At 68.3% G+C, this 5229-nt stretch carries 4 protein-coding genes and 1 tRNA gene; 1 reads left to right on the top strand and 4 read right to left on the bottom strand.

What is annotated here, in order from left to right; genetic code table 11:
* The first annotated feature begins 6 nt into the window (after window positions 1–6).
* Window positions 7–79: transfer RNA gene (locus tag A9X05_RS23650), tRNA-Asn, on the top strand.
* A 270-nt stretch (window positions 80–349) separates the two neighbouring features.
* Here the strand turns inward: A9X05_RS23650 and A9X05_RS23645 are convergent.
* The 4 genes from A9X05_RS23645 to A9X05_RS23630 all read right to left on the bottom strand — a co-directional run.
* A complete protein-coding gene (locus A9X05_RS23645) occupies window positions 350–1996 on the bottom strand; it encodes an NAD-dependent malic enzyme (protein WP_067784358.1) in 1647 nt (548 codons plus the stop codon).
* Between the two features lie 98 nt (window positions 1997–2094).
* Window positions 2095–3480, bottom strand: coding sequence for an NtaA/DmoA family FMN-dependent monooxygenase (locus A9X05_RS23640; protein WP_067784360.1), 1386 nt, complete (start codon window positions 3478–3480; stop codon window positions 2095–2097).
* Entirely contained in the window at window positions 3477–4598 is a 1122-nt protein-coding gene (locus A9X05_RS23635) for an LLM class flavin-dependent oxidoreductase (protein WP_067784353.1), read from the bottom strand. Before A9X05_RS23635 ends, A9X05_RS23640 begins: the two co-directional genes overlap by 4 nt.
* Window positions 4595–5229, bottom strand: a 635-nt coding sequence (locus A9X05_RS23630) for an LLM class flavin-dependent oxidoreductase (protein WP_156736932.1), incomplete at its 5' end; no start/stop codon positions are given. The genes A9X05_RS23635 and A9X05_RS23630, both read right to left, overlap by 4 nt.

Here is a 5229-nt window from a genome sequence, read left to right as displayed (position 1 = left end):
TGTTGATCCCCTGTAGCTCAATTGGCAGAGCGTTCGGCTGTTAACCGATAGGTTCCTGGTTCGAGTCCAGGCGGGGGAGCAAGGCTCAGACTCGGTGTCCGGCGCTCTGGCCGCCGTCTCTCCGGTACAAGGGCCTCCAGCTCCGAACTTCTCAACGAAGGCGCCAAAGGCCACCATCCGCCCGGGCGTCAGTTGGCCACGGCAGCGTCCGCGACAAGCGGTGACCGGTTCTCCCACCTTTCAGCGTCGAGCCTGTAAATCTGCAGCCAAAGCGCGAGTGCGGGCCTGCAGGGTTACAGCCTCGGCGAGCGGCGCGCATGCGCTGCGAGGCGTCTCATCGGAAAGCCGCTCAGTCGTACGCCGGGGTCCATACCGCGTCGAGGACGGCCTGCCGCGGGTCGGCGTGCGTCCGCGTCGCCACCTGGTCGTCGACCGCGGCGTGATAGACGGCCTCGGCGACCGCCGTCGAGATGGCGCGCAAGTCCTTGACGTCCGGCAGCAACGAGTCCCCGCGAGCCGACGGACTTGCCTGTCGCACAACGGCTTTCGCTGCGGCCTGCAGCATTCCCTTGGTGAGCAGCCGGGCCCCCGCCACGATGATGCCCAGCCCGATTCCGGGGAACACCAGCACGTTGTTGGCCTGCCCGATCGTGTAGGTGGTGCCGTCGTATTCGATCGGTGCGACGGGGGTGCCGGTGGTGATCAGCGCCTTGCCGTCGGACCACTGCAGCACGTCGGCCGGCATGGCTTCCATTCGCGAGGTCGGGTTGGACAGCGGGAAGATCATCGGGCGCTCGCACGACGCGGTCATGGCCTGTACGACCTTCTCGGTGAAGGCGCCGAAAACGGTCGAGGAGCCCAGCAGGATCGTGGGGGAGGCGAGCTTGATGGCTTCCACCAAGCCGACCCGGTTCCCGGGAGTCACACCGAGCTGGGCACGGTTCTTCGCATAGGGCACTTGGAAATCCCGCAGATCGTCCATGTCGTCGAACAGCAGGCCCTGCCTGTCGATGGGCCAGATCTGTGCCGTCGCCTGTTCGAGGGTGGCGCCGTCGGACACCATGGCGTCACGGATCTGATCGGCCACCCCGATCCCGGCGGTTCCGGCCCCGAAGACGATGACCCGCTGGTCGCGCATCGGCACACCCGTGAGATGGCAGCCGCCGTACACGGCCGCCACGACCACCGCGCCGGTTCCCTGGATGTCGTCGTTGAACACGCAGTACTTCTCGCCGTAGTCGCGCAGGATCCGTCGCGCGTTCAACGGCCCGAAGTCCTCGAAATGCAGGATGGCCTTGGGGAACAGCCGGTGTGCGACCTCGATGTAGCGGTTGACGAACTCGTCGTACTCCTCGCCGCGGGCTCGCGCGTGCCGATTGCCCAAATAGAACGGATCCTGCAGCAGCTGCTCGTTATTGGTGCCGACGTCGAGGGAGACCGCGATGCAGCGGCGCGGGTCGATGCCGCCGCCGGCGGTGTACAGCGCCAACTTGCCCACCGCGATCTGGATGCCGCCCACCCCCCAGTCGCCGATGCCCAGGATGGCTTCGGCGTCCGTGCACACGATCAGGTCCACGTCGTCGGACTCCAGCCCGAAGGTTTCGAACGCCGCCTCGATGTCGTCGGGCTCGTCGATGCTCAGAAAGAGCCCGCGCTGTCCGCGGTACTCGTCGGAAAACCGTTGAATGGCCTCTCCGACCGTGGGTGTGTAGACCACCGGCATCAGCTCGGGCAGGTGGTCTTCCAGCACCTTGTAGTAGAGCAGCTCGTGGCGGTAGTGCAACTGCTCCAGTAACAGGTTGCGGCCCAGATCTGTTGCCAGGCTTTGCAATTGATGCCAGACCCGGTCGGCCTGCTCGTCGAGCGTCAGCACCGCCGACGGAAGCCGTCCGGTCAGCCCGAGCTGCCGCCGCTGCTCGTGCGTGAAGCCGACTCCCCGGTTGAGGCTCGGCGCGGCGAGTGCCGGCGGGATCCGCGGTGCGTGTGCGTCGTACATCGCAATCTCACTTCCGGTGACTCGGCCCTGTAGGGCAACCGTAGCGTCGATCGCGGTGAACGCATCTTGAAGAGCGTTTGAAGCGCCGGCAGGGGCCGTCAGCCGCCCACCGCGACGCCCACGCGGCCAGTCGACCAGCCCGGCACCGGCGGCAGGCCCAGATGTTCGCGCAGCGTTGCGCCACGATATGCGGCGCGGAAGCTACCGCGTTCCTGCAACAGCGGTACCACTTTGTCGACGAACTCGTCGAGGCCGCGTGGCGTCAGATGGGGCACCAGGATGAAGCCGTCGCAGGCGTCCAACTGCACGTGGCGATCGATCTCGTCGGCAACCTGCGCCGGTGTCCCGACGAACTGCTGGCGACTCGTCACCTCGATGATCAGTTGCCGGATCGACAAGTTCTCGGCCTGCGCGCGGGCCCGCCACGTCGCCGCGACGGTCTTCGGGTCGCCGTGGCGGACGCGTCCCCGGGTGATGTCGGGATTCTCGACGGGGTCGACGTCGGGCAGCGGCCCGTCGGGATCGTAGGCGGAGAGATCGATTCCCCAGACCTGCTCCAGGAAGGCGATCGCCGTCGGGCCGCTGACCTGCTGCTCACGGATGTGACGCGCGTGATCCTCCGCCTCCTCCGGGGTGTCACCCAGCGCGAACGTCGCGCCGGGCAGGACCTTCAGCTGGTCGGGGGCCCGCCCGTAGGCGACGGCGCGGTTCTTGACGTCGGCGTAGTAGCGCTGACCCGCCTCCAGCGATCCGTGCAGCGTGAATAGGGCATCGGCGTGCCGGGCGCCGAAGTCTCGGCCATCGCTGGAGTCACCGGCCTGCAGCAACACCGGATGGCCCTGCGGGCCGGCGGGGAGAGAGGCCACGCCGCGGACGTCGAACTGGGCACCGTGGTGTTCGACGGTGTGGATCCGGGCGGGGTCGGCGTAGATGCCGGCATCGACGTCGGTAACCACCGCATCAGGCGCCCAACCGTCCCAGAACCGCCGGGCGACGGTGATGAATTCCTCGGCCCGTTTGTACCGGTCGGCGTGGTCGAGGAACCCGCCGCGGCGGAAGTTCTCCCCGGTGAACGCGTCGGACGAGGTGACCATGTTCCACGCCGCGCGGCCGTCGGAGAGGTGATCCAAGGTCGCGAATTGCCTTGCCACCTCGTAAGGTTCGTTGAAGGTGGTGTTGATGGTGCCGGCCAGGCCGAGCCGATCGGTGACGGCGGCGAGTGCGGCGAGCACCGTGAAGGTGTCGGGCCTGCCCACTACGTCGAGGTCGTGGATCTTGCCGCGGTGTTCGCGCAGCCGCAGCCCCTCGGCCAGGAAGAAGAAGTCGAACAGACCGCGCTCGGCGGTTCGGGCCAGGTGCACGAAAGATTCGAACGCGATCTGGCTGCCGGCGTCCGGATCGGACCACACGGTGGTGTTGTTCACCCCGGGAAAATGCGCGCCGAGAATTATCTGCTTGCGGCGCTTGATCGTTCGCGCGCTCATCCGGTCAGCCCCCATCGTTTGGCGATCAGCTCGTGCGAGCGCAGTCGATCGGTGTGCCGGTGCGTCACGGATGTGATCACGAGTTCGTCGGCCCCGCTCACCCGGCGCAGCAGTTCCAGCCGATCGGCGACCTCGTCGGGATTACCGACGAATTGCGTTGCGGTGCGGTCGGCCACCAGCTCGAGTTCGTCGTCGGTGAGGGGTTCGCAGAGGTCGGGATCGGGGTAGGGGATCGCGCCCTGCCCGCTACGGATCGAGTGGACCCAGCGGCCGTAGCCGGCCGCCAGGTGCCGCGCGGTGGCGCTGTCCTCGGCGACGACGACATCGGCGGAGACCACCACGTAGGGCCTGTCCAGCCGGGCGGACGGCCGGAAGGCGTCGCGGTAGGCGGCGATCGCGTCAAGGGCGGTGCCCGGCGTGATGTGGTAGCTCGCGACGAACGGCAGCCCGCGGGCACCGGCGACATCCGCGCTCTGGCCGCGGGTGCTGCCGAATATCCAGGGTGTCAGCTGCCCGCGTTCGCCTGGGACGGCGTGCAATTCGTGACCGTCGACGCTGTAGGTGCCGTCGAGCAGCGCTTCGATGGCGTTGATCTGCTCACCGAAGTCGGCGGGTTGCGCGCACGGCTGGGCGAGCACCGAGGCCTGGGCCCGCATCCGGTCGCTCTTCATCAGCGCCGTGGGGTCGAACGGCGCGGGGATGACGATGCCCTCGACGTCGGTCCACGGCCGAGGCGCCGACGGGGACGCCACCGGCGGCGACGCGGCGGCCTCCGTGCGTCGCTGCCCGGATCGGCCCAGGCCCATGTCGATGCGATCCGGGTACAGCGCATCGAGAATGCCGAAGCTCTCCACGACCGCGACCGGTGTCGTGTGGCCGATCTGCACCGCGGCCGAGCCGACGCGGATGTGGTCGGTGGCCGCGGCGATCTGGCCGATCAGCACCGCCGGCGACGAGCTGGCCACCGCGACGAAGTGGTGTTCGGCGAGCCAGTAGCGCTTGTAGCCCCATCGTTCGGCGTTCTGGGCGAGGTCGATGGTGTTGCGCAGCGCCGTCGCGGGGTCGCACCCGGCGGTGATCGGGGACAGGTCGAGGATCGACAGCGGGGTCACGGTCACGGCGCCACCGCCGCGTAGCGGTTGGGTGCGGGAGCCAATTCGAGGCGTTCGCGCAGTGTTTCGCCGTCGCGGTAGGCGGTGCGGAACACTCCGGCACGCTGGAGCAGCGGCACCAGCTCATCGACGATCGCGGGCAGGTCGATCGCGTTGACCGCGGGCCGCAGTCGCACCCCGTCGACGCCGGCGTCCCGCCAGCGCAGGAGCAGATCGGCCAAATCGCTTGCGCTGCCGGCGAACACGTGCGCGTCGGAGGAGATGGCGGCGGGGGGCGTCAATGGGTCTTCCCCCAGCGAGACGACGAGATCGGCGTACACCTTCAGCGCACGCCCCGCCGAGCGCTCCGCTTGGGCGACTTCGTGCAAGATCGAGCGCAGCGAGTCGTCGTCGTGCGGGGTGATCAGCACGACGTCGGAGCCTGCGGCGGCGAAATCGTAGGCGCGCGTCGCGTGCGCCAGCGCCAGCACCACTGGCTGGCCCTGCGGCGGCCGCGGGGTGATGGACGGGCCTTTGACCGAGAAGTATTTGCCGGCGAAGTCGATGTAGTGCAGCTTGTCGCGGTCGATGTAACGCGCGGTGGCCACGTCACGGATGACGGCGTCGTCTTCCCAGCTGTCCCAGAGCCGCCGCACCA

Source organism: Mycobacterium sp. E3298 (assembly GCF_001666895.1).
GTDB lineage: Bacteria > Actinomycetota > Actinomycetes > Mycobacteriales > Mycobacteriaceae > Mycobacterium.
Note: the sequence above shows the minus strand (reverse complement) of the source record. Positions and strands in the feature narration are given on the sequence as shown.

Coding starts and splice junctions, on each gene's coding strand:
- A9X05_RS23645 (WP_067784358.1), bottom strand. CDS start 1,996: ATGTACGACGCACACGCACCGCGGATCCCGCCGGCACTCGCCGCGCCG.
- A9X05_RS23640 (WP_067784360.1), bottom strand. CDS start 3,480: ATGAGCGCGCGAACGATCAAGCGCCGCAAGCAGATAATTCTCGGCGCG.